This window comes from Echinicola soli (assembly GCF_006575665.1).
Classification (GTDB): domain Bacteria; phylum Bacteroidota; class Bacteroidia; order Cytophagales; family Cyclobacteriaceae; genus Echinicola; species Echinicola soli.
On the sequence record NZ_CP041253.1, the window covers coordinates 1,873,434 to 1,898,814 of the forward strand.

Here is a 25,381-nt window from a genome sequence, read left to right on the forward strand (position 1 = left end):
TTATAATAGCCACGGAAGAAGCTAGTTATTGCAATAACCCACAAACATTAAAACCTTCAACCCCTAAAGCCTTCCAAACTAAGGTTCTATATGGAATACTGTAGTTAGATTATCCACGGGACTGTCCCACTTGTGCGGATAGATCAGGGGAATAGTTTTGTTCCTACGGCACAAAGTGCCCCGGAGGCAACCTGATTTTACCAAGCTTTAATGCTTGGCGGCATTGGCCAGGACTCCCTTCTCACTATTTTAGCCGACAGAAGTGTAAGCAGGGATGCTCCGTTAGGAGCATTAGCTTGGTAACAGAAATTGGATACAGTATCCTAACAGTGCCGTAGGTACTGACCATGGGCAAGGAAAACATATATGATTATCGACTGCATCAGGAGCATGGGCACCCAAATTCATCCTTCCACGCGATGCTTCGATCTCCATAATCCGCTAGCACTCAGTTTGCGCATAGTAAATCATATAGAACCCAAACTAATAACTAACCAACTGGTGTTGTAATAACAATCCCAGCTTGGTCAGGGCGGTGGCAGTTTGCTCGTTCCAGTCCAGACCGAAGCTCAGACGAAGGCAGTTTTTGTATTGGTCGCGCAGGGTAAACATTCTTCCCGGTGCATATTTGATGCCCAGGTTTAGGGCAGGTTCATAGAGCTGCGAGGTATCTATCCGTGGATCCAGTTCGATCCAGAGCAAAAAGCCACCATTAGGGAAAGTGGTTTTGGTGTTTTCCGGGAAATATTCCTGAATGACCTGTAGATATTTGAGCAGGTTATGGTGCAGGGCTACTCTTAGCTGTCGAAGGTGATTGTCGTAGCGGCCCTTGTCCATAAATCTGGCCACCACTTCATGGGAAAGTGAGGAGCTGGAAACATTATGGTAGAGCTTGCTTTTGAGGATTCTATCCGTGTATTTTCCAGCAGCGATCCATCCCACGCGATAGCCGGGAGCCAAGGTTTTGGATACCGAGCTGCACCACAGGACGATTCCTTTTTGGTCGAAGCTTTTGCAGGGAAGAGGCCTTTCTGTGCCAAAAAACACATCTCCGTAAAGGTCTTCTTCGATGAGGGGCACTTGATGGGAAGTACAGATTTTTACCAAGGCCCTTTTGCTTTGTACAGACATGTTATAGCCCAGCGGATTGCTGAAATTACTGACCACGATGACTGCCGCGATGTCGATTTTTTTCATTGTCTTTTTGACTTCTTCTATGTCCAGCCCGTAATTGCTGTGTGTAGGCATTTCTATAACATGCAGGCCCAAGCTTTTGGCCAGCTGTATTGTGCCAAAGTAAACGGGGCTTTCCGTGATGATGCGGTCACCTTTTTTGGTGATAGCCATCATTGCTAAGGCCAAGGCGTTCATACAGCCGTTGGTGGTGATCAAGTCGTCAGGAGAAAGGCCGTTTTCCCAGAGTGAAGTACGCTGGGCCACCTGTCGGCGAAGGTAAGGGTTGCCCATAATGGGTTCATAATGAACGCAGGCATCTGTCAGGTCCAGCATGGTTTCTCGAACGATTTTCTTTAGCCGGGCGATGGGGAGCATCTTTGAGGAAGGTACGCCGATTGAGAAATTGGTGATAGGATCATGTTGGTCATTTTCCCCATAGACCTGTTGGATGGTATCCTCGATATTCCCAGGTCCTTCCTTCGTCGTTGGTCGGTAAACGACCGGAGTTTGGACGTTTTGGTTTGGCGAGAAGGTGACAAAGTATCCACGCTTGGGACGCGCTTCCACCAGCCCCTTGGCTTCCAGTAGGTACATGGTTTGGAGCACGGTGCTGATGCTCATGCTGGTCTCACGGTGGAGCTGCCGCACGGAAGGAAGACGTTCACCAAATTGATATGCCCCGTTTTTGATTTGCTTTTCGAGCTCCTTGGCGAGTTTTTCGTAGAGATTCATCTTTTAGAAGTGAGACTTGAGGTATGAGACAATTAGACTAGAGGAATGAAGTTTTTATTTTAATTAGTTGGAGCTTGAGTTCGACTATATAATCTATTTCAAACCGTCATGGCGAGCGGAATGATAGTGGGGCGAAGCAATCTTTTGATATGATAAAAAGATTGCTTCGTCCTATCGTCCCTGCTTTTGGTACCAGACAGGCCTGTTTGGCTGTAGACAAGCTTGCAATGACGCTCAATGACATGTTTCGCATCCTTTGGGGTAAGGGATAATCGAAGTGCATCAAGGTCCCTGTCCAGTCTACTTTACAAAGACGTTTTTTTATAATCCAACTGAGTTTCTTACCATATCCACATACCACATTCCAAATGCAGCGTCCATATACCTTGTACTTTATAGCCGACACCATCCCTTTGCGCTAATTTTTATCTGTTATGGTCAAAATTACAAAAACTGTAACTGTAATGGTTGGTTTAGGTTCTTTAATTTTGAGAAAAATCAATATAATAACCTGAAATAAGGCGGGTATGGAAATCAAAAAACAGCTAAAATCCCAATGTTCAATCGAACAGTTTAATTTTGACCAGTTTCAGTTTGGTGTGGAAGCCACCGATCATATGCTGGTTGCCAAGTACAGTGATGGAAAATGGCATTCAGCCGCCATTCATCCGTATGTAAAACTGACCTTGTCTCCATTGGCGATGTGCCTGCACTATGGGCAGACGGTCTTTGAAGGCCTAAAAGCATATCGGCAAAGTGATGATACGATCAGTGTGTTCCGTCTTGACCGCCACTACGAGAGGATAAACCAGTCCCTGGGTAGGATGGCCATGCCAGAATTGCCCAAGGAGCTTTTTGAGAATGGAATCAAGGAGTTGGTTGAGGTGGAGCAAGATTGGATCAGGGGAGGTGAAGGAAATTCACTTTATATTCGCCCTTTTGTGATTGCGACAGAGGAGCGATTGGGTGTCAGCATCTCCACAGATTATTTGTTTGTGGTGGTATGTACGCCGATGGCCGCCTATTACTCGAAGCCACTGAAGGTAAAAGTGGAAAAGCACTATACCCGCGCCGCCTCAGGAGGTGTAGGAGCAGCCAAAAATGGCGGGAATTATGGGGCGGCATATTACCCGGCAAAGTTAGCACAACAAGAGGGGTTTGATCAGGTGATCTGGACCGACAGCCGTGACCATGAATATGTGGAAGAATCAGGGACGATGAACTTGATGTTTATCATTGATGGAGTGTTGTTGACGCCACCGGCAGGAGAAACGATTTTGGCAGGTGTGACGAGGGATTCCTTATTGCAAATCGCGAGGGATTTGGGCTGGCAAGTGGAAGAAAGGTCGATCAGCTTAAGTGAGCTGCAAGAAGCTTTTGAATCAGGAAAGAAAGTGGAGGCTTTTGGAGGAGGAACGGCCGCCGTGGTGGCCCCTTTGGAGCTTATCCATTTGGAAGGAAAGGACTACCTGCCTTATGTGGCAGACGATGCCCGGATGTTTCAGTTAAAGGAGAAACTGACCGCTATCCGCTTAGGGAAAGAAAAAGATCCTTATGCCTGGAATTCGATACTGGAGAAAGCGTTGGCGAAGTAATGGTTATTTCTGAAAGAGATGGATAAAAGTCCAAATACTTTTGGGAGTTTGGGTCTAAGTCACCAGACTTAGACCATTTATTTTTTTGAATCCACAAAAATAAATGTGCCTGCTTAGGTGATATTTGGTTAGATTGTGACACATGACAATGTACACCATGGCAATTGAGTATGAAGAAGTTATTGAAGACCAGCAAAGGCAGGGAGGAATTTTTCCTGAAGATGTATTATGAGTCATTTCCAGATGTCGCCCGCTATGTGAGTAAGAGGGGAGGTTCGATGGAGGATGCAAAGGATGTCTTTCAGGACAGTCTGATGATCTATTACGAACAGTTGGTAGCAGGAAAAAAGGTGCACGAGGATGGGGGATATCTCTTTGGTGTAGCCAGGCATCATTGGTACAAGCGTTTTCGTGAAGCCTCAACTTTAGCACTTGGAAAAGATGAAATAGCGTTGTCGCAGGTAGCGGACTTTGAACAGGTCAATACAGATGAGCGCCTGCAACTTATGAGCTTTCTTAAATCGGCAGGTGAAAAATGCATGGATATGTTAAAGGCATTTTATTACGATCGGCTTTCAATGGATGAACTTGCCCAGCGTTACGGATATCGAACCAAGAGATCTGCGACGGTTCAGAAATTTAAATGCCTGGAAAAAGTAAGGGATCAAGTAAAAGAAAAATCATTGACCTATGAGGACTTCGCTACGTGAAATCAAAGAACTGGAAAATTTTATCATGGGAGTGCCCTCTCCGGAAGAGCGGCTCCTAGTGGAAGCTAAGGTGCAATTGGATACTTCCATGACTCAGAAGATTCGGTGTCAAAAATCAGCTTATCAGCTGGTGCGTGACTACGGAAGGGAGAAGTTAAGGGAGGAAATACGAAAAGTCGAGTTTGAGCTTTTCGACACACCCAGACACCAAGGTTTTAGAAAAAGGATTGTTAACCTCTTTAAAAGATAACGGATGATTTCAGCAAATGCTTCACAGGTCGTCCCCATGGTGATCGACCAGAACGATTATAATGGAAGGGCTTATGATATCTATAGTTTATTGCTCAAGGAGCGAATCATTTTTCTAGGCAGTGCCATCAATGACCAAGTGGCCAATTTGGTGGTGGCCCAGCTACTTTTCTTGAACAGTCAGGACACCAAAAAGCCAATTAGTCTGTATATCCAGAGTCCTGGTGGTAGCGTCTATGCGGGGATGGCGATTTATGATACTATACAGATGATTTCTGCACCGGTGATCACGCTGGCAGTGGGATTTACAGGTAGTATGGCGACGGCTTTGCTTACGAGTGGAGCCAAGGGCAAACGTCAGGCGCTTTCCCATGCGACCGTCCATATGCACCCCACCAGCGGAGGATCCAAAGGTTATACGGAGGATGTCAGGATAGCCACTAGGGAGCAAGAGCGGCTGCAGGTCCAGCTCTTTCATATCATTGGCAATAACACCGGTCACAGCTGGCGGGAAATCGAAGAGCTTTTTCTCCGGGACCGTTATATGAGTGCACCGGAAGCTAAGGAATATGGCTTGGTGGATGAGGTGCTGGGCAATACGACAGATATTGTCCAATTAAAAGACATGCCTTTTGGGGTGAAGTTTTATGGGGATTGATAGAGGAAATGTTCTTTTGGGAGTTGTGGGCTCAGTCGGAAGCATTAGATCATATTTGAGTAGCCTTTTTAATTTGTGCATCTGTCGCTTATTTTAAGTTGAACTCCCGAAATTCTTTATCGACTCTGCGAGAAAATGCCTTGTATACAAAAAAAGCCAAAGAAATTAATCCTTCGACTTTTTAAAATCTTCCAATATTTCAATGTTCTAATCTTCCAATAAATATCCTTTCAAGTCACAGTTTTCCAGTTCTTTGATGCCCTTGACCACGGCTTTGGCGTTGTACTCGGCGCCTTTCTGTATGGTGTGGGTGTGGTCGGTGTCGTTGAAGAAATTGGCCTTGACATGGTCTTCTCCCAGTGCGTCATAGCCATCTGCAATGATACTGTTCAGGTCGATAAAATAAGCTTTTCTGGCTTCTGCGGCCTGCTTTGCCCATAGACCATAACTGTCATTGGCACGGTTTACCTTGCCTTCTTTCCAGTTATTTCTTGGGATTAGCGAACAGACGATTGGTGTAGCACCTGCTGCTTTGGTGGCAGTGACCATTTGCTTGAGGTACTGGCCATAGCTGTATACGGTTTCGTACTTCTCGGTGATGGGGTTATAGATTTCTTCTGCTTCTGTACCGGCACTACGGATGGTGCCCCTTGCGCGATGGCTGTCATCCAGCGGACTGCTGTCGTTGTGGCCAAACTGCATGATGACATAATCACCGGGTTCCAGTTGCTTCCGGACGTTTTCCCACAGGCCATAGGTTTGGTAGGTACGGCTGCTGGTACCTCCGAGGGCATGGTTTTGGACTTTGATCTTACCAAGGTCAAAGTAAGGAGCCATGTAATCGCCCCAGCCCCAAAGTCCTCCGGCGCCATCGCCTTGGCCGTTTTTGACAGTGGAGTCACCGATAAGATACAGGGTCGGCTTGTCTTTGGAGAGATAGGCTTTTAGTTCGCAATCTTCCAGTGATTTGATGCCTTGGACGGCTGACCAGGCATTGATGCGCGCACCTGCTTCATTGGTATGGGTATGGTCTTTTTCGAAAAGTGATGGAACGACATTGGGACCCCACTCGTCATACTGATCAGCGACGAGGCTGTTGAGGTCCACGAAATGCGCGCCTGTTTTACGGGCAATTTCTTTTGCCCACTTGCCATAATCTTGGTTGGCACGTTCCACTTCTCCGTCTTGGAATTTATTTCTGGGAATCATCGAGCAGATGATAGGTGTGGCTCCTTTAGCTTTGGCTTCAGCAACAAACTTTTTCAGGTACCAGCCATAGGTATGTACGGTTTCTTCCGTACCGTCAGGCCATGTGAGTTGGACGGTTTCATCACCAGTGCCACGAAGTACTCCCCTGTAGCCGGCCCTTGTCGTATCGGGCTTGCTGCCTTCATTGTGGCCAAACTGCATCATGACAAAATCACCGGGCTTCAGTTCATCCAATACCCGCTGCCATCGGCCTTCCTTGACAAATGTCCGCGTGCTCCTGCCGGCCATGGCCTGGTTGCTTACTTCCAGTTTGCTGCTATCAAAGAAATCATCGATAAAGGTTCCCCAGCCCCACTGTCCTGGGCCACCATCTCCTCGGCTATTGCGGACCGTGCTGTCTCCGATGATGTACAGGGTGTGCTTTTCTTCTTTTGGCGTAAAGGCCAGCAGCATGGTGATCAGTGCAATGACTGCTGAGAGTCCATATTTTACGTTTTTCATGGTTTAAATATCCTTTGATTTGGGTTGGTAATATTGGCTGATCGATACCGCCAAAAGATAAATCTACATAATTGCCCCTAAAATCCTGTACTGTAGTATGGGGGAGTGGAAGTATGATGCAAAAAGTATGAAGCGGAATCAGAAGAAGCATGGTGCCCGCTGTCGGATGCTGGATATCCGGTCGGATGAAATGCCCTATAACTAATAGACAGAAGTGCCTCTTTTAGTCCGCCGTAGGTGGACAAGCTTGGTAACAACAGCAAAAATGGATTCCGGTTCCAATATACCGTAGGTACATACACATTGGAGCAAATAGTCCGCTAAACTGGCAGAAAGCCGTGGACAGGGAATAGTGGAAACCAAATCACTCCTTTGGCAAAGGTTTGCATAGCCATATTCCCCTACAGTACAGCACAGAAATTTTTTGGTAATGCTTAATTTTATATTTTTAACATCAGTCATTTTAAAAAAGACCCAAATTTTACCAAATAATTTATGAACGTTCGACAAATACTCAAGCCAGGAATGATCGGGGCATTGGGCCTCGCCATAGCCTGTTCTCCTCAAACCGAGCAAGACAAAGCCAGCACTGAGCCCAAGGAAGTGCTTACCGATACCAACACGCCATTGCATCTTTTGCAGCCTGATTATCCTGTGCCTTATGGCTTCCCGGAAGAAAAGGAAGTGAAAGCGGTGATCGACCGGGTATATGAATACCTCGATTCGACTACTCCTACGGAAATCTTGACTGGGGAAAACGGGTCGGCTATAGCTGATTTTAGCAAAGTGGATGGAAATAGTGTTTTGAAGCAAGGGGATTTCAGGTTGTTGAGCTATGAATGGGGTGTAACCTATTCTTCGATGCTGCTGGCAGGGGAAGTTACAGGAGATGAGCGTTACACGGATTATACCAAGAAAAGAGTGAAATTCATTGCCGACCTTTATCCACATTTCAAACAGGTGGAAGGAAAGGATCATGCCTTGCATTCGGTATTGTACCCGGGCGCCTTGGATGACGCTGGAGCGCTTTGTGCTTCCTTTATCAAAACCTCCATGACGGGAGTAGATACTGACGTGCGTCCTGTGGTGGACAATTTTATGAACTATATCATGAATGGCCAGTTCCGCTTGGAAGATGGGACCTTGGCCAGAAACCGGCCGTTGAAAAATACGCTTTGGCTTGACGACCTTTATATGAGTGTGCCGGCGATTGTACAAATGGGTAAACTGACCGGAGAGCAAAAGTATTTCGACGAGGCAGTTCGTCAGATCAAGCTGTTTTCTGGACGGATGTTCAATGAAGAGAAGGGCCTTTATATGCACGGTTGGGTGCAGGGAATGGAAGAACATCCACAATTCCACTGGGGACGTGCGAATGGTTGGGCGATCCTGACCAAAGTAGAGGTGCTTAATGCCTTGCCTGAAGATCATCCAGGTAGACCGTTTGTTTTGGATCTCTTACAGAAGCACATCAAGGGATTGGCCAAATTACAGTCTGGGTCAGGTTTTTGGCATCAATTGCTCGACAAGGATGATTCCTATCTGGAAACTTCCGCAACGGCGATTTATACCTACTGCATAGCAAGGGCCGTAAACCAAGGCTGGGTGGATGATCAGGCGTATGCGCCGATGACCTTATTGGCTTGGAATGCCGTGAGTACCAAAGTGAATGACAAGGGCCAGGTAGAAGGTACTTGCGTGGGTACTGGAATGGGTTTTGACCCGGCATTTTATTACCACCGTCCGATCAATCCGTATGCGGCCCATGGTTATGGCCCTGTCATCGCTGCGGGGGCTGAAGTCATCAGAATGCTTCAAATGCATGACTTTGAAATCAATGATAGCTCAGTCCAGTTGCTCGATGAGTCTTCAAAAGGCTAATCCAACATACTAATAACTAACTGTAACCAAAGCCCCGTCACCTAAGCGGGGTTTTGGTATAGCGGGGATTTGTGGAGAAAGAAGTGATAGACCTCTTTTTTTCTTTTTAAGTGATTTTTCAGGAAGTACTCATTTTTATTCTCTTGATTGTTATCAGGTAATTTTTATTTAGTTATCAAATACACCCCATGTTGCAATCATTTCCTTACCATTAGTGAGAAGGATCATTCGTACCTTCAAATTACGATCAAACCAATAAACCCATTTCCTATGAACAAGTTATTTTCCATACTGCTGTTATTGCTTTTAGGCTGCAATTCCAGTTCAAATGGCAGTCCCGCTTCTGAGCCCACTAAGAAGGATAAAATCAGCTCACTTTCAGTGGATGGTACACAACTGGTAGATGAACAAGGAGAGCCCATCATGCTACGTGGTGTGAGTTTTGGGTGGCATAATTGGTGGCCGCGATTTTATAATGCCAGCGCGGTAAAATGGCTCAAGGAGGATTGGAATGCAAATGTGGTCAGGGCGGCTATGGGAGTGGAGCCAGAGGGAGCCTATTTGGATAATCCCGATTGGGCTATCGAAAAAGTAGAAGCAGTAGTAGAAGGGGCCATCGAATCGGGGATTTATGTGATCATCGACTGGCATAGCCACCATATCCATTTGGATGAAGCCAAAGTATTTTTCAGAAAAATGGCAAAAAAGTACGGCGAGCATCCTAATGTAATCTATGAGATTTACAACGAACCAGCATCAGATACTTGGGAAGAGGTAAAAACATACAGTGAGGAAGTGATCAAAGTGATCAGGGAGATTGATCCCGATAACTTGATTTTGGTGGGCTCTCCTCACTGGGATCAGGACGTACACTTGGCTGCTGATGACCCCATTGAGGGAGTGGACAATCTGATGTATACCCTACATTTTTATGCGGCCACGCACAAGAGCTTTTTAAGAGACCGTGCAGATTATGCACTAGAGAAGGGGCTTCCCCTTTTTATATCAGAGTGTGCATCAATGGAAGCTTCTGGGAATGGTGCAATTGATATGGAATCTTGGAAGGCTTGGCACACTTGGATGGAGAAGAATGGCCTAAGTTGGCTTACCTGGTCTGTTTCAGACAAAGATGAAACCTGCTCCATGCTGGAGCCATCAGCTTCATCTGGTGGCAATTGGCAGGAAGCTGACTTAAAAGAATGGGCGGTACTTACCAAAAAATATCTTCATGAGAGTGATAAATAGAAACGCAAGTCAACTAAATCCAATATTATTAAGTGTTAATTTTACATTTTAAACATTCATCTTTAAATTGCTTCTGATTTTAGGAATTTGGTTCATGAATATATGAAGTGATTTTTTCAGTAAATCATTGAAATTCGCACAGTCAAACCTATTACATAAACCCCTGATTAAACATACCTCCTGTCCGGAAGTCCGGACAGGAGGTTTTTGATTTATAATAGAGGAGTTGTAGTGGAGAAATAAGGGTTTATTCCAAAGGGATTTTAATAGGAGCCATACATTTTTGCTAAAACCTGATTTATGCAAATTGTGCATTGTTCCAAAATGGGTTTTGTACCTACAGCACATGGCCAGCGGCAATATGATGGTTTTGGTTACCAGGCTTGTCCACCTATGACGGGCCATTCCGTAGGCATGAACGTTTGGGGTTTATCTGGGGACCAATTTAAACTGTCCACGGGTTTCACTGCATGCCCCGTTCATCGGGGGATTGACACGAAGGAAAGTATTCCAAGAAGGCTCTTGAAAGTACCCATTTACTATATTTTGGGAGTATTTAAAGCCGAAAAACCCGTAATAATTAGTGTAATTAGTGGACCAAAATATCATTCTCCCCAAACTTTTCCGCTTGATCCGCTTAACGTCCAATTATTAACAGGATTCATAGTGGCCCCCTTAAAAGTTCCCAGTTTATAGGTGTATGCAGGACACTTCATAACAGTTGGCCGAGAGCTCCATAATGGTATTTTCAGAAACGGGCTGTGATGTTTTGGGTTTTTGGTTTAATAGTAGAATAAGATTTTAGGTTCGGTATGATTTACTGATTTTATATTTTTTGTTGCGTTTTATAGCGTATTTTTTACCAGTATAGTACAGCACAAGGATTTTTTTAGCCAAGGGTACATTCGTCTTCAACTTGCCCAAAACGGGCTGAATGGTGATTTAACATTCACATGCGCAGGAAGTGTCCATTTCCTGTGGAGTTAGAAACGTTTTTAATCAATAAACATACAATGAGAAAAAAGCAAACCCCAAAAAACCGCATCAACACCAAAAAGTGGGCGTTGATGGCAATGGCTTTTGGAGCTGTGGGAGTGAGTGGAGCATGGTCGTCCCATGCCCAGGCTTCCAGTGCTTCAAGAAGCCTGGAGATGAGCGTTGATCAGATGGATAAGACCATCACGGGCACAGTAACCGCTGCGGCTACTGGAGAAACCCTGCCTGGAGTCAATATCCTGATCAAAGGTACTGGTTCCGGTACAGTGACAGACTTGGACGGTAAGTTTACATTAGATGTTCCAAGTGATGAGACAGTGTTGGTTGTGAGCTCCATCGGTTATGTAAAACAAGAGATCACGGTGGGTTCTCGTACAGCGATCGACATCGCCTTGGAAGAAGACCTTCAGCAACTCGGCGAAGTGGTCGTGGTGGGGTATGGTACCCAAAAGAAGAGTGACATTACCGGGGCTATTTCACAGGTGTCTTCAGAAGAACTGAAAGCGACGCCGATCCAAAATGCCCTTCAAGGGATCCAGGGGCGTGCGGCAGGTGTGGACATCGCCAGTAACGCCCGTCCAGGGGAAGTAGGCGCCATTAGGATTAGAGGTAGCCGCTCCATTGCTGGTGGCAATGATCCGTTGTATGTATTGGATGGAGTGCCGTTGCAGTCTGGGGGGATTGAAATGCTCAATCCCAATGACATCGAGTCCATCGAGGTGCTGAAAGATGCCTCCGCTTCGGCTATTTATGGATCGAGAGCTGCCAATGGGGTGGTGTTGATTACCACCAAAAAAGGTAAGGACGGCCGTGCACAGATTAATTTTGATGCGTCCATGATGGTGCAGAATTTAAGAAATCTGGCCGACTATTATGATGCTCCCGGTTATGCTGATTACAGACGAGATGCAGCCCGTGGCGCAGGAGGTTACAGTACAGCCTATCCCAATCCAGAAGATGATTTTGACTTTTTTGGGGCCGATGCCACAGCGTGGAACAATATCGCGAATGGCTATGATTGGGTGGACAGGGAAAACCTAATTCCTGCCATGCGTCCTACTACTGCTGCTGAGCAGGAAATGTGGGGCGTTTCGGAGGTCCCTGTCTATGATCCCAGCAGACTACAGACGACTGACTGGACGGATTACGTGGAGCAGACGGGGATTACCCAGAATTATAACCTTAGCTCCAACTGGGGAAATGAAAAAACCAAGGCATTTATCTCTGGTGGCTACCTAGATCAGACCGGTACCAACGTCGGTCAAGATTACAAGCGGTACAATGCATTGGTAAACCTTGAAATTCAGGCAGTGGATTGGTTGAAGCTGGGAGGCTCTATCAATGCCAGTTACAGCATCCAGAATTACGGTTATTCAGCTGGGGGCTCCAGAGGTAGTCGTACGATTTTTGAAGCAGCACTGGGTCAATTGCCTTACGCCAAACCGTATGATGCCAATGGCAACTATATATTTAACCCGGGAGGGGATCCGAACATCGTCAATCCCATTCAGGATGGTGAGTATGTGATCAACGAGCGGACAACGTTGCGAGCATTCGGTAGCTTCTTTGCGGAGGCCAAATTGGCCGAGGGCTTACGGATAAAAACCATCTTTGGCCCTGATATCAGAAACTATCGAAATGGTCAGTTCCAAGCGGCTCAGTCCAGTTTGCGTGGAGGGGGATCCGCTTCATCGACCAATTATGCAAGATTGAGCCAAAGCCAGGCTTTTTCCTGGACATGGGAAAACTTGGTTTACTATGACAAAACTTTTGGTGATCATACCTTGAATGCCACTTTCTTACAGAGCTCCTCTTATTGGAAAAGTGAAAATTCTGACATGACCGCTTCAGACCTTCCTTATGACAGCCAGTTGTGGTACAATCTCGGTTCTACTAACCGGGGATCACTGGACGGCTGGGGATCTGGCTTTTCACAATATACCCTGATGTCTTATATGGCGAGGTTTAACTATTCCTTCAAAGATAAGTACCTGTTGACTTTGACAGGGCGTTCGGATGGAGCTTCTGTATTGAGTGAAGGAAACAAATGGGATTTCTTCCCTTCTTTCTCCTTGGGTTGGAAAATCCACGATGAGGGCTTTATGTCAGGTGTGAACTGGGTAAACCAATTGAAACTGCGTATAGGCATGGGTACAGTGGGGAACCAGGCCGTGTCACCGTACAATACCGCCGGTGGTTTGGTGCAGGTACCTTATGTCTTCGGCAGTGATCCTGCCAATGGCTACGTGACCGGTAATCCGAAAGGTTCATCGCAGGGAGCCCTTCCCAACAGGAACCTGGGTTGGGAAAAAACCAGACAGTGGAACTTCGGTTTGGACTTTGGGCTGTGGAAAGATCGCTTGTATGGTAGTATCGAATACTATAATGCCGACACCTATGATCTCCTGCTGGAGAAGACGCCAAACTCCGTGACTGGATACAGCAACATCACCGTCAATGCCGGTAAGACCCGAAACAAAGGGGTGGAGCTGACCTTGTCTTCTGTCAACATCGACAAGAGCGATTTTAGTTGGATCACCGATTTCACCTTTTCCAGTAACAGGACCGAAATCGTAGAATTGGAAAATGGCAAAGTAGATGATGTGAGCAACCAGTGGTTTATTGGTCAGCCCATTAGTGTTTTTTATGACTATAATAAAATTGGGGTATGGCAACAATCCGATGCCGATTTGCTAGAGCAATACAGTGAAAACGGCTCTGATTACGAGCCAGGCGATATCCGGGTACAAGACGTCAATGGTGATAATCGAATAGATCCCAATAATGATAGGGTGATCCTTGGCCAGACTGCGCCCAAATGGACGGGTGGCATCACCAATACCTTTAACTATAAGAACTTTGAACTATCGGCATTTGTCTATGCACGATGGGGTAATTTGGTTCAAGGTGGTGCGGTGGACATGTCCGGAAGATATGCCTCCAGAATCATCGATTACTGGACACCAACCAATCCTACCAATGCCTATCCACGGGCGGATTACAATAACGGGGGGCAGCCCATCCATTACAGTGCGATGAACTACCAAGATGGATCATTTGTGAAAGTTCGCTTTATCTCACTGGGTTATACGTTCCCACAAGACATTATCGGCAAATGGGGTATGAGCAATTTGAAGCTGTACACACAAGTACAGAATCCATTCCTGTTTTCAAAAACAGACTTCATCGATCCGGACAGCAGCTATCAGATCGGCGGCTCCAATCCAAGTGCATCCAGCATTACCACAAGGAGTTTTGTGTTTGGTCTGAACATGACTTTCTAAACCCCTAAAACCTGAATATTATGAAAAAGAATATCTTAATCATAGCGCTGGCAGCCGGTAGCCTCTTCTCTTGTCAGGATTTCCTGCAGGAAGAAATGGTCGCTACCCTGACCCAGGAGAGGTACAATTCGCCTGAAGGAATTGAAGAATTGGTTAATGGTGCCTATGAAGGGCTCCGCTTTCACCATAACTACGAGTGGTCTTATGCATTGACCAACTACGGTACGGATGAATTTACCAATGGTGGTGGTGTAAACCACGTGATGTATAATACGTACACCGGCCTGCTCAACTCCGCAGAGAGCTCGGATTTACGTCCGCTATGGGACAATATGTACGCACAGATCAACGTCTGCAATATTGGTGTCCAGAATATTCCCGAGGTATATACTGATCCCAACTCAGCGATTATCAGGGATACCCATATGGGCGAGGTGTTGTTTTTGAGAGGATTTAATTACCTGAAGTTGGTGGAGCAATTTGGAGCGGTACCGATGAAGCTGACACCTACAGAAGGCGACGAAGCCAATTTTCCTCGTGCTACCGTGGCAGAAAACATGGCCCAGATTATCAGTGACCTGAGAAGGGCAGAGCAGCTGTTGCCTGCTACAGCTTCGCAGGTAGGGAGGATTACCCAATCGGCCGCCCAGCATTACCTGGCCAAGGCCTACCTTTTCAGGGCCAGTGAGCGAAACGCAGAAATTACCCAGGCAAATGACCTGGACAGCGCAGCTTACTTTGCCGATGAGGTGATCAATAATTCCGGCCGAACGCTGGCACCCGACTATCAGGATATCTTCGAATATACAGCAGTAAATGGTCCCAATGAAAGCTTGTCGGAGATTATCCTTTCTTCCCAGTTTGATGATAACCAAGCATTGCTGGGCAGATATGGAAACCAGACCCACATGTACTTCCTGTCCATTTACCGTAACTTCCCTGGCATGACCAGGGATTTGGAAAATGGCCGTGAGTTTGATCGGTTGAAGCCTACTGATTTTGCACTGGACAATTTTGACCGTGTCAATGACTCCAGGTTTTATAAGAGTATCAAGACATCTTATATCGCTTCGTTGAGCAGCGAGAACATCCCTGAGTGGACAGCGGCCAATGCACCAAGTCCTGAATTGGTAGGACAACCAAAATTTGCCCAAGGGGATACAGCGATTATCTACTTAATCAATGAAGCCAACGATCAACGATTTACAGATGAATACAAGGATTCATTCGCGCCTTTGATGCTGGTAAGGAATACGCCAGACGGCACGGATTGGGGCTTGAGTACCTATCCGTCCCTTTCCAAGTACCTGGATCCTTTCCGTACCAATTTTAACGATGCCAAAGGTACACGAGATGGGATTTTGGCCAGACTTTCTGAGACGTATCTTATTGCGGCTGAGGCTTATGGTCGCATGGAGAATTACGGCCAGGCACTCCAGTACATCAATGAGGTAAGGCAAAGAGCAGCTTATCAGGCAGGTGAGGAAAGAGGCAGGGTGTATCATCTTGCTGAGGAAGTGCCTTATGAGGAAAATGGCAGTACTGCGGAAGATATGATCGCGACAGAAGCGGCGTTTACGCCCGGGACGCCAGAAGCTGCCACTGAAATCTACCCTGAAGGAGTAGGATCCAAGGCAGACATGTTTGTGCACTTTATTCTGAATGAGCGAGCCAGGGAGTTGTTGGGTGAATTTCACCGATGGGTGGACCTTTCCCGTACAGGTACATTGCTCCAGCGTGCCAGGGCATTTAATCCAGAAGCGGCTCCTAATATTACTGATCGACATATCTTGAGGCCAGTCCCCCAGAGTTATCTGGATGCGCTGATCATCGATGGCCAGCCATTAACTGCCGCTGAAAAAGATGCCATGCAGAATCCAGGATACTAGGAAAAGTTAAAATGGATTTTATCCATGTAAAAACCAGTTCCCATTGGGGAGCTGGTTTTTTTATGTTCAAATCAAACAACTTTTTATTTATCAGCGGTTTATAAGAATCTCTGTATTTTTCCTTTTATATACATTTTGGGACAAATCAATGTTTTTAGACTTGATATTATCCTTCTTTGAACTGTCTAACCGACAGGTTATGCCCATAAAATATTGGAGGGAAGGTTCTTTGGTGCCAATCGTTAAAACCACACTGTTTTACGGGCTTTTTATCTGAATTTTTTATTTACCATTAATATTTCGATAACCTCAAAATCCATTCGTATGAAAAAATTGACCTTAATTACGGCAATCGTTACAGGAGGCATGTTTTCCTGTCAGGATTATTTGGACGATCCGGCTCCTGGCGGAAGCCATGACACTCCTGATGGTATCCACTCTCTCGTACGGGGAGCTTATAAGGACTTAAGATTTCACCATATCGGGGAATGGTCCTATGCCCTGAACGTTTATGGGACCGACTTATTCCGAAATACTGGCAGGTATGGGGATCCTAGTGAAAATCACGGTCTTTTTGACGAATATACCGAGGCTCTAAATCCTACTGAAAGTAATATTCTTTTGCCTTTTTGGGATAACATGTATCGGCAGATCAACCAATGTAACAAGGGAATAGCAAAAATCCCTGAGGTATTTGACCAACCAGAGAATGCTGCTGCTGGAGATAAGTATATGGGCGAGCTACTATTTATAAGGGCGTTTAACTATTTGGAATTGGTGGAGCAATTTGGCGGGGTGCCCTTGCAGCTGGAGCATGTTTCAGGAGATGATGTAATTGCTCCCAGAGCAGAGGTGGCTGAGAATTTACGTGCCATCATCCATGATTTACGCCGTGCTGAATCCCTGTTGCCGGATATGATCCATTCAAATAAAATCACCAAATCTGCTGCTCAGCATTTTTTGGCCAAGGCATATCTTTTCAGGGCGAGTGAAAGAAACGCTGAGATTACCGAAGTTACGGATTTGGACAGTGCAGCCTATTATGCGGAGCAAGTGATCAACTTTTCAGGAAGGACACTGGCACCTGATTTTAATGATCTCTTTGAATACACCGCCGTCAATGGCCCTAACGAAAGCCTTTCTGAGATTATCTTAGCATCAGATTTTGATGATAGTGACGAATTGTCCGGCAACCAGACACATATGTATTTCCTGAATGATTATACCAAATATCCTGGCATGAGCCTGAACCTCCAAGATGGTCTTCCAAAAAGTCGTATAAGGACTACCATCTATGCACTGGAAAATTTCAGGGGGTCAAGAGATACGAGACTATACAAATCCTTTCAGACCGCTTATATTGCCAATGAACAAAGCGAAGAAATTCCTACATGGAGAGAAGAAAATGCACCACGTCCCGAGTTAGTGGGGACACCGAAATTTGATTTGGGAGATACTGCTGTTTTTATGGTTCCGACCAGACAGGATTTTTATGCCGATGCGGGGGCTTCTTATCAAGATTATAAAGATTCGTTTGCACCGTTGGTGTTATTTAGATGGATGAACATTGATGCAGACATTTGGCAATCTGACTGGAACCATGATGTGTTCATTTCATTGACCAAATACAGGGATCCAATGCGAGCTAGTCCTGATGATACGGAAGGAACCAAAGATGGGATTTTGGCCAGACTCGCAGAGACGTACTTGATTGCAGCAGAGGCTTATGGCCGCAAAGGAGAGTATGGCAAAGCAGTGGAGTATATCAACGTGGTGAGACGAAGGGCTGCGTATAAAGAAGGAGAAGATCGGTACGGTTTCAGGTATCTTATAGAGCCGGTAAGGGAGTTTGATAAACGAGCTTCAGGTATGTCTATTACTGAGGATGTATTTAATCCAAAAACAACAGAATCCAACACGCAAATATACCCTACTAGAAGTTCTTATTTTGTGGAAGACCGATTCATACACTTTATTCTTAATGAGCGCGCCAGGGAATTGATGGGTGAGTTTCACCGCTGGGTGGACCTTTCCCGGACAGCTACTTTGGAAGTACGTGTCCACCGTTTTTACAGAAACTCCATGCGGAGAAACTTAGTGCCCGAAATCCACCAGCTTCGACCTATTCCACAAAGCTACCTGGATGAATTGAAAGTTGACGGAGTGCCTTTGACCCCTGAGGAAAAATCAGCTATGCAAAATCCAGGTTATTGAGTGTTGCGAACAGCTTCGCCTAATGCTGAGCGAAAGATAAGGGTAGGCTCCTCGGGTTCGGTGTACAGGTACAGGCTCCAAACCGCCTCTAAGCTGCTTGGGTTAAATGCCCGGCAATTCGGCTGAAGGAGATCAAGAAGAAAGATGGAGGATTCGTCCAAAGCAGCCTTGCCACCTTCGCTCACTGGTAGATCAGAGCTAAATCAACTACTTACGTGAAGATAATAAGAGTCGTATGAAGCGAGCGCTTCTCGTACGGTTCTGTGAGAATCTCGGGCTGAGATGCCCGGATTTACTCGACGATCGTTTAATGTGGCGTTACTATTTGTCTAAAGCTGGCTTCTTTCGGGGCCAGTTTTTTATCATTTGGAGCCATGAGGAACATAGGGTTTTTGAACCATTGTTGTCCGGTAAACCCGGATATTAGTTAAATTCAATTTTCAACTTCCTGATTATAAAGTGGTTATTTGGTTTTCGTCAGGGGCAAGCCCCCCTCATCTCAGGGAACAGTGTGTTTTGATTTTTCAAAATATCTTCTTGTATGATGGCTCTCCAGCTTCCTTCCGGATCCTCCAGGAACCTATACAAGCTGATATAATTCATTAATTGCTGTCTGACCAGGGATACCAAGTTGGAGAAAGCCCATTTCCTTTTGACCTGGCTTTTGATCAAGGTCAAAAGGAGATTGGCCAACATGGCCGACCATATCTGTATTTCTATGGCATTTTCATTGTCGCCCAAGAAGTACTTTAAAGGGAAGTTCTGCTTAAGCTGTTTGAATAATAGCTCTATCTGCCAGCGTCTTTTATAGATGAGTGCTATCTTCTCTGCTGCCATCTCAAAATTATTGGTAATCAACTCAAACAGGCGTTCACTTTTGCTGTCCCAATAGGCTATTCTCCTGGAACGGTGCTCCTGTTGCTTGTTCTTGCCATATCGTAAGATGATTTCTTCATCCTTGAGTACTCCGGAATCTGCCTGATCAGGAATATTAAACTCCTTTCGGGCCTGATAGACAGCATTGTCTTTTAACCTGGTCACATACCATATCCCGCTTTCGGTCAGGACCTCATATTTTCCATAATCCACATATCCCTTATCAAAAGTGATGATAGAGCCCCCGGGCAGGTTGAAAACCTCATCCAGGAAGGTATGGTCATGTCGGACAGCCGCACTGTAACGGACAAGATAAGGAACATGGTCACTCGCCCTGATGATGGTGTGCGCCTTAATACCTCCTTTCTTTTTGCCCGTTTTCGGGTTCCTGCCTACTCCCTTGAGAATATCCTTGAACAGACTAATGGTGGTAGAATCCATAATATAGAGCCTCTTCATATCAGCATCCTTCAACCGGCTGTCCGTTAAACTGTCACCATGCCTTTGGTACACACTCATGTATATATCGGCGAACACATCGCTCACACGTCGTTTGTTGGCTTCTGATAACGTACTCCGCCTTACCACATAGTTCAGACCCAAATGGGCCAATTTATGGGCATTGGCCAACAAACCGACAAGTGTCTCACGAATGGAATGATAGCCCTCAAATGCTACAAACAGCATTACTATCAAGTGGTTATAAGTCGTGAACTTCTTCACATAACGCTCCGCATTATGCCTGCGGGCTATCTCTCTTACCTCCCCCTTGTCAATGAACTTTATTAACTGATTGAATATCGGCTGTCCGCTAAAATTACTACTTTTGCCCATGGCTTAACTTTTTTGTGTCGTAACTCAAAAGTAGCCACAATGGGCTGGTTCAGCAATGGACTGGCCCTCTTTCATTTATTTTTTACCGGACACCAATGTTTTTGAACATAACGTACCCCAAAAGTGACGCTTACCGATGATGGGTACCAGCAGTGGTTTTTGGAAAGCCTGAACTTAAATGTATTCTTTTCAGTATAACACAGAACACTTTTTCCATGAAGCCATAGTACCTTTACCAAAGGATTGGGCGTACGGTTTTCTGGCGTCTTTTCAATATGCTAACGTAAGCGTTAATACAAATGGGTTTATTTTAACGTTTGAAATGGGAGTGTTTTGAACGTTTGAAAGCCCCGGGAATTTCCCTGGGGCTTTTTGCTTTTTTTCATTGGTGTCCGAGTAAAGATTTTGCTTTGGACGGAAATTCGTTAAAATCCCCTAAAAGGGACTTTCTGATTTCCCCTTCAGAGGACGGGATAGTTTTATGTAATCGAAAAATTTTTTCTCTTTTCGTTTAAACCTACTTTTTCAGCGTATGTGAAATTTAGTCAGACGCAGTAGCTTTTTTTAATGTTTTTTACGACAAAGGCCCGGAGGCACAAGGATTGATCGGGGGCATGCAATCGGTACCTTTATTTACAAAGAGCTTAGTGGCTTGGTGACTTCGTGGTGACAAACCAAATCATTCTTCAGAAATAGCAGTTGATTCAGAATGTTCAGATCAGGTTTTTCTTAAAGAAATCAATGGTCCTTTCCCATGCCAGTTTAGCCGCTTCTTCATCGTATCGTGGAGTGGTATCATTGTGGAAGCCGTGGTTGGCATTTGGGTAAAAGTAGGCTGAGTAGGCCTTTTTATTTTTCTTGAGGGCCTTTTCATAGCCTTCCCATCCGGTATTGATCCGTTCATCCAGTTCGGCATAGTGAAGCATCAATGGGGCATTGATTTGGGATACCAGCTCCAGCGGAGGCTGGCTGCCATAAAAAGGAACTGCCGCTTTGAGTTCAGGCACCTTTACGGCCATCATGTTGGATATCCAGCCTCCAAAACAGAAGCCTACCACGCCGATATTTCCGGTACATTCATCACTTGAACGGAGATAGTCAAATGCCGCGATAAAATCCTCCAGCATCTCATTCCGGTCCCGCTGTCGCTGCAGGGCCCTACCCTCATCGTCATTGCCCGGATAGCCTCCCAAAGGAGTGAGTGCGTCCGGTGCGATGCTGATAAATCCGGCTTTGGCAGCTCTTCTGCCCACGTCAGCAATATAGGGATTAAGCCCACGGTTCTCATGGACGATGACTATTCCCGGTAGTTTTCCCTTGGGATTAACTGGACGGGAGAGCTGGGCAGAAATTTTACCGCCACCTTGGGGAGAGGTATAAGTAATGGTTTCCGTTTTTACGGCGGGATCATCTTGCTTGACTTGAATATTGTCCAGATAATTGGGCATCAAAAAACTGGTCAATGAAGAGAGTGTGATTCCTCCGACCGCGTACACGGAAAGTTTTTCTAAAAAATCACGACGTTCCAGCTTATTGTGGGCATAAGCGTCATAAAGATCAAAAACTTCTTGTTTGATATCTTTCTTGCTGAGCTTTTTCATGTTGGGTGAAGGATGGTTGAAGATGTAAGTTTTTTATAGTGAAATTGGAAAGTGGTGATTAAGTTACGTAAAAATCCATTTAGTCAAAAGAATTGATGACTATGAAGGTTGTGACTGCCAGTGTTTTACTCTGTTTTATACCGAACAGGCCTGTTAGGCACCATACGAACCTTACTTGAAGGATGCTTTGATGGTCATATTGTAATTCCTTTATTGGGGCAGCGGCCTGTCACAATATTGGTTGTATACAATGTAGCCCCATACTCATGACGAATATACTATCATCTTCCGTATCATCTTTCTCTTGGTTTTCTGCTTATCAATTTTTGTAAGGTTTGCTCGTGTCGATGGCAATTGAGTTTTTGGCTTCATCGGGGTCGATGTATTGTGCTAAGTCACTGAGTGAAATGACGTGATAGTGATTGTCCTTCAGGTAATCCAGGTACCCACTAAAGAGCGAAGGCGGGGTATTTACCCACGGGTGCTCGATGTCGGGTACACCGTGAATGGTCAGGATGACGATTTTACCCGCTTTTGCTTCCTGCAATGCAGCCATGATTTCGTCTTTATTGTCTTCTTTGGTAGCCCAGCTGGGAAGGAGGTAGGGATGGTCTTTGAATGGATCGTAAGCCCGTTTTCCACCTGCCCGGGCAAAATCATAACCTTTTTCTTCCAACACCTCAAAGCAGGTTTTACTGATGTCATAAGCCGGGTAGGCAAAGCTTTTGGGAATGGGGATTCCCAATGAATCACATTTGTCCTCAATATAGGCAAGCTGTGCGGTGGTCTGTTGTCTGTTCAGTTCATTGACGTGGGCATGGGAACGGGTATGATTCGCCACTTCAAAGCCCATTTGATCCAATGCCCTGATTTGACGCCAGTTCATGTATTTGGTGCTGTCAGAAAAATTGGGGGGAAACTCACAGACAAAAAATGTCGCTCCAAAGCCATACGCTTTCAGTAATGGTGCCACCACCGAATAGTGGCTGGCAGGAGCGTCATCAAAGGTCAATACGACCAATTTGTCCGGAATGGGCCTTTTCAGGATTTGGGAATAGCCGGTAAATGAGATAAGGCAAAATAGCAACAGAAAGGTTTTTTTCATGGTTATATGGGTATTAGGTAGGCAAAGAGCCCTGATGTTTATTTCAAGTGTGCTTTAATCCAGTCCAAGATCACCCTCCTGGTTTTTTCGGATACCCAATGTTCATTGATTGGTGTGATATACGCTTCTTTTTCTGTATCCAAGGCATTATACACGATATAGCTGGTCGTGGGTGGACAGACATTGTCATTATAGCCCCAGGTCATGAATACGGGCACATCGATCAATTTGGCAAAATTCACTACATCGTAATATTCCAGCGTTTTGAGTTTTTCGGGGGTGTTCATCCCTTCATAATACTTGAACAAATGGGGATATCCACCAGCTCTTCCTGCTTTGTAACCGGCCATATCGCTGAGGGCGGGATGATTGGCCGCACATGCGGTGATCCGGTCATCCAGTCCGGCAGTGATCAGTGCCAAAGCACCGCCCTGACTGCCTCCTTGGGCGATCAGGTTTTTACCGTCCCACTTGGGAAGTGAGATGAGAAAATCCAGTGCCCGCACACAAGAAAGGTACACCTTCTTCATATAATAACTGTCCCTGTCGTCAAGTCCGTTGACCAGATAGCTGTTGTTGCCATGGCCAAAGGAGCGGCTGATCTCTTTATAGGTTTTGGCATCCAGGTCCGGGCGGATACCATGGATTTCCATATCAAAACGGATCACACCGCTTTCTGCATAGAAATAATGCTTCATGGGATCCATGGGTTTGATCCCTGCGCCCGGTGGGGCAAAGACGACCGGGAATTTCCCTTCTTTTTTTGGAATGGTCAGGTACCCGTAGACCTGCTGACCTTTTTTATACGCCTGAAGTTTGACCAGGTAGCAATCCACTAAACCGTTGGAATATTCCGGTACAAATACTTTTTCCACCTCCATGGGAGTGCTGGTCGCTTCTTCCTTAGCCTTATCCCAAAAGGCTTCAAAGTCATCCGGAAACGAAGTGTAAGGCGTTAATTTCTCCGGCTCAAACCCTACCTTCACATGGTGCTTGTATGTCTGCCCATGAAGTTTTACGGTGAGCCAACAGTCCCTAAAACCTGGCTCAGAGGAAGTGCCCATAGAGACCCTTCCTTTGCCGTTTTTCAGGGTTATGCTTCCTTCGGTGTCGGGATCGAGCATTTCAGGACCCACTGCATAGTGTACTTCGACATTATCCACTGGAATGCCAAATTCATAAAGTGATATGGCTACCTCCGCTTCTTCATCGAGGGCATAGAGCCAGTCACTGTGATCAGGTTCGGTGACCCAGAGAATATTGCTTCGGGAAGGATAGTTTTGGGCGGCGGCAGAAAAGATGACCAAAATGGTAAAAAGGATAGAAAGGACGGTTTTCATGGGCTTTTGGTTGGGTTGGTCATGGAAATATAAAAAAGTCACCCTTATCGTACAAAGAGTGACTTTTTCATTCAGAATTATGGTGTTTAAAATTAATACAGAAAGGCTTAATCTACTAACTTATATACTTCCGTAGCGGCAAGGAGAAAGCATCCCAATCCATAGTCTTCGAAATCAGGTTTACTGGTGTAGGTTACCGGTTGGCCGTCTTTGGGCTCTTTGCCGGTGCCTTGAAGGTAGCCCAAAAAACCGTTGTCATGGATAGCTTCCGAGGAGATCGCATTCCAAGCTTTGGTAATGGCCGGCATGTACACTTCTTTTTCCAGAAGGCCATTATTTACACCCCAGGCCATACCGTAAAGGAATAAGGCGGTGCCGGAAGTCTCTTTTCCTTCAAAGTGTGTCGGGTCATGCAAGCTGACGTTCCAGAAACCATCTGTACGCTGCACGGTCAAAACGGCTTTTAGCATACGTTGCAGCATTTGCACATATTCGAAGCGGTGCGGGTCATCAGCCGGTAAGAATTCCAGGGTACGTACCATGGCGGCCACTACCCAGCCATTACCACGGGACCAGTAGCAATCATTGCCATTGGGCTCCTTGTAGGGAGGACGAAAATCACTGTCTCTCCACCAAAGGTCATCTGCAGGGTTAAAGAGTCCTTGGGTTACTTTGGTATCCATATACATTTCGTACATGCGCTCTGAGTACTTCTTGTCTCCGGTAAGGTTGGTCAATTGGGCAAACACCGGCATGGCCATTTGCAGGGCATCGATCCAGTCCCAATCGTTGATTTTGTACGTATCCAGCATGGCGTCGATGGATGCCTGGATATGCTCGATCCGCTCAGGCTTTTGATCCATTTCATAAAGCATGATATAGGTTTGTCCGGCACAGTGGTTATCTGCATGGCGTGTTTGGGTGCCATTTCTCAGGTCCCAGCTATGCGATTCTCCCCATTCTACTGCGTAGTCATAATAGGCTTGGTCCTGTTTCAGCGTATAAAGTGCCATCAGTCCTTCATAATAAACGGCCCGGGTCCAGAGATTACTGGACCGTTCCCTGTTGGTGATGACGGTTTTGCCCGGATCAGGCCATTTTTCCATAAAGTACTTATTGGTAAGTACCATCTGATCCATGACCTCTTCTTTGGAGGGAAGCTCTTGGGCTTTTGAGACACTTGCCAAAAGCATGATGGCGGCAAGCAAGGCGGTTATTCGTCGGAATTGCATTTTTTTAGATTATGATTTATGATTTTAAGAAAATCGTGAAAGCGTCAATGAAGG

General features: G+C 45.7%; 17 protein-coding genes. 10 read left to right on the plus strand and 7 right to left on the minus strand.

The genetic code is table 11. The annotated features are described in order from the left end of the window. Window positions 1–483 precede the first annotated feature (483 nt). Complete coding sequence (locus tag FKX85_RS07760) at window positions 484–1,908, minus strand: aminotransferase-like domain-containing protein (RefSeq protein WP_141614191.1); 1,425 nt, start codon at window positions 1,906–1,908, stop codon at window positions 484–486. Window positions 1,909–2,057: 149 nt separating this feature from the next. On the opposite strand from FKX85_RS07760, the gene FKX85_RS21735 reads away from it, so the two are divergent. From FKX85_RS21735 to FKX85_RS07780, 5 genes are all read left to right on the plus strand, one after another. Continuing rightward, window positions 2,058–2,180, plus strand: a complete 123-nt coding sequence (locus FKX85_RS21735) for a hypothetical protein (protein ID WP_262711626.1) — start codon at window positions 2,058–2,060, stop codon at window positions 2,178–2,180. Between the two features lie 255 nt (window positions 2,181–2,435). Then, window positions 2,436–3,503: a branched-chain amino acid aminotransferase gene (locus FKX85_RS07765; protein ID WP_141614192.1), complete on the plus strand. Its 1,068-nt coding sequence runs from the start codon at window positions 2,436–2,438 to the stop codon at window positions 3,501–3,503. A gap of 170 nt (window positions 3,504–3,673) precedes the next feature. Further along, window positions 3,674–4,213 carry an RNA polymerase sigma factor gene (locus FKX85_RS07770; protein ID WP_141614193.1) on the plus strand — a complete coding sequence of 180 codons (540 nt, stop codon included), beginning with the start codon at window positions 3,674–3,676 and terminating at the stop codon, window positions 4,211–4,213. Continuing rightward, a complete protein-coding gene (locus FKX85_RS07775) occupies window positions 4,194–4,463 on the plus strand; it encodes a hypothetical protein (protein ID WP_141614194.1) in 270 nt (89 codons plus the stop codon). The genes FKX85_RS07770 and FKX85_RS07775 overlap by 20 nt, the downstream gene beginning before the upstream one ends. A gap of 3 nt (window positions 4,464–4,466) precedes the next feature. Next, entirely contained in the window at window positions 4,467–5,120 is a 654-nt protein-coding gene (locus tag FKX85_RS07780) for a ClpP family protease (RefSeq protein ID WP_141614195.1), read from the plus strand. A 207-nt stretch (window positions 5,121–5,327) separates the two neighbouring features. On the opposite strand, the gene FKX85_RS07785 is transcribed toward FKX85_RS07780, so the two are convergent. Continuing rightward, the gene (locus FKX85_RS07785; RefSeq protein ID WP_141614196.1) at window positions 5,328–6,830 is read right to left on the minus strand and encodes a rhamnogalacturonan acetylesterase; all 1,503 of its coding nucleotides are present in this window, start codon (window positions 6,828–6,830) and stop codon (window positions 5,328–5,330) included. Window positions 6,831–7,325: 495 nt separating this feature from the next. Here FKX85_RS07785 and FKX85_RS07790 point away from each other — a divergent pair, with 495 nt between their 5' ends. The 5 genes from FKX85_RS07790 (at window position 7,326) to FKX85_RS07810 (ending at window position 18,339) form a co-directional block, all read left to right on the plus strand. Beyond that, a complete protein-coding gene (locus FKX85_RS07790) occupies window positions 7,326–8,711 on the plus strand; it encodes a glycoside hydrolase family 88/105 protein (protein ID WP_229239796.1) in 1,386 nt (461 codons plus the stop codon). 270 nt (window positions 8,712–8,981) lie between these two features. Further along, a complete protein-coding gene (locus FKX85_RS07795; RefSeq protein ID WP_141614197.1) occupies window positions 8,982–9,956 on the plus strand; it encodes a glycoside hydrolase family 5 protein in 975 nt (324 codons plus the stop codon). A 1,013-nt stretch (window positions 9,957–10,969) separates the two neighbouring features. Further along, a complete protein-coding gene (locus FKX85_RS07800) occupies window positions 10,970–14,236 on the plus strand; it encodes a SusC/RagA family TonB-linked outer membrane protein (RefSeq protein ID WP_141614198.1) in 3,267 nt (1,088 codons plus the stop codon). A 20-nt stretch (window positions 14,237–14,256) separates the two neighbouring features. Further along, on the plus strand, window positions 14,257–16,125 hold the full coding sequence (locus tag FKX85_RS07805; protein WP_141614199.1) for a RagB/SusD family nutrient uptake outer membrane protein: 1,869 nt from the start codon (window positions 14,257–14,259) through the stop codon (window positions 16,123–16,125). 324 nt (window positions 16,126–16,449) lie between these two features. Next, window positions 16,450–18,339, plus strand: coding sequence for a RagB/SusD family nutrient uptake outer membrane protein (locus FKX85_RS07810; protein WP_141614200.1), 1,890 nt, complete (start codon window positions 16,450–16,452; stop codon window positions 18,337–18,339). A gap of 477 nt (window positions 18,340–18,816) precedes the next feature. Here the strand turns inward: FKX85_RS07810 and FKX85_RS07815 are convergent, their stop codons facing one another. From FKX85_RS07815 to FKX85_RS07835, 5 genes are all read right to left on the minus strand, one after another. Continuing rightward, window positions 18,817–20,049, minus strand: a complete 1,233-nt coding sequence (locus FKX85_RS07815) for an IS4 family transposase (RefSeq protein ID WP_141614201.1) — start codon at window positions 20,047–20,049, stop codon at window positions 18,817–18,819. Window positions 20,050–20,762: 713 nt separating this feature from the next. Beyond that, window positions 20,763–21,650: a dienelactone hydrolase family protein gene (locus FKX85_RS07820; RefSeq protein WP_141614202.1), complete on the minus strand. Its 888-nt coding sequence runs from the start codon at window positions 21,648–21,650 to the stop codon at window positions 20,763–20,765. A gap of 319 nt (window positions 21,651–21,969) precedes the next feature. Then, a complete protein-coding gene (locus tag FKX85_RS07825) occupies window positions 21,970–22,755 on the minus strand; it encodes a polysaccharide deacetylase family protein (RefSeq protein ID WP_141614203.1) in 786 nt (261 codons plus the stop codon). 38 nt (window positions 22,756–22,793) lie between these two features. Then, the gene (locus tag FKX85_RS07830; protein WP_141614204.1) at window positions 22,794–24,095 is read right to left on the minus strand and encodes an acetylxylan esterase; all 1,302 of its coding nucleotides are present in this window, start codon (window positions 24,093–24,095) and stop codon (window positions 22,794–22,796) included. A 107-nt stretch (window positions 24,096–24,202) separates the two neighbouring features. Next, complete coding sequence (locus tag FKX85_RS07835; protein ID WP_141614205.1) at window positions 24,203–25,327, minus strand: glycoside hydrolase family 88/105 protein; 1,125 nt, start codon at window positions 25,325–25,327, stop codon at window positions 24,203–24,205. Between the last annotated feature and the right edge of the window lie 54 nt (window positions 25,328–25,381).